Here is a 783-nt window from a genome sequence, read left to right as displayed (position 1 = left end):
GCCCTTGGCCGGGGTGGCCCGCGGGCCGACGCCCGTCGACGCCGGCCCGGCCAGGGCCACCGGGGCGTCACCGAGGGCGAGGTCGACCCCGAGCACCGGTGCGAGGCCGGTCTCCTGGCAGGCCCGCACGAACCGGACCGCGCCGTACAACCCGTCGCGGTCGGTGAGCGCCAGAGCCGACTGGCCGTGCGCCGCAGCCGCCGCGACGAGTTCTTCCGGCGGGCTCGCGCCGTAGCGCAGCGAGAAGCTCGACGCCACGTGCAGATGGACCATGTCGGCGCCGATCATGTGGCCTTTCCTTCCTGTGGCTCGTGTGGAGTAGGCGTGCGGCGGGGTTGCTCTGCTGAACGGGCGCTATGTCGCCCGTTCAGCAGAGCGACGGGCGGTCCGTTCGGTCGGCGCCGGTGTTTCAGCCGGGGCGCGACAGGCTCCGGGTGCCGGGTGCTCCGACGACCGCGACCGCGAGCGCCGGTTCGATCCGCTCCATCGGGAGCCCGAGCGCGGCCCGGATCAGCCCGAGAAACGTCTCGGCGCCGCGCAGCAGGTCGTCCGCCTCCCGCGTGCTGGGCGGCACCGCACCGGCCTCGATCTCGGCCCGCCGCAGCCCGACCTGCTCCAGGTAGTCGGCCCATTCGCCGAACTCCGGCGCCGTGGCCCGCAGCGACTCCCACACCTGCACGACCCGGCCGTCGCCCGGCCCGTTGGAACCGGCTCCGGCGCCCTGGCCCGGGTGCCGCCCGAGCCCGGCGCGGCGGGTGCGCCTCGCCACGAGCAGGGCCGCCC

The 783-nt window shown here is 76.1% G+C and carries 2 protein-coding genes; both read right to left on the bottom strand.

The features are described from left to right. Window positions 1-288, bottom strand: a 288-nt coding sequence (locus PINTE_RS21490) for a PHP domain-containing protein (protein ID WP_157087463.1), incomplete at its 3' end; no start/stop codon positions are given. A 121-nt stretch (window positions 289-409) separates the two neighbouring features. Then, window positions 410-783 (bottom strand): SAV_6107 family HEPN domain-containing protein (locus PINTE_RS23595; RefSeq protein ID WP_084343907.1); only part of this gene is annotated, 374 nt, incomplete at its 5' end.

Source organism: Piscicoccus intestinalis NBRC 104926 (assembly GCF_001515525.1).
Classification (GTDB): Bacteria; Actinomycetota; Actinomycetes; order Actinomycetales; family Dermatophilaceae; genus Kineosphaera; species Kineosphaera intestinalis.
Note: the sequence above shows the minus strand (reverse complement) of the source record. Positions and strands in the feature narration are given on the sequence as shown.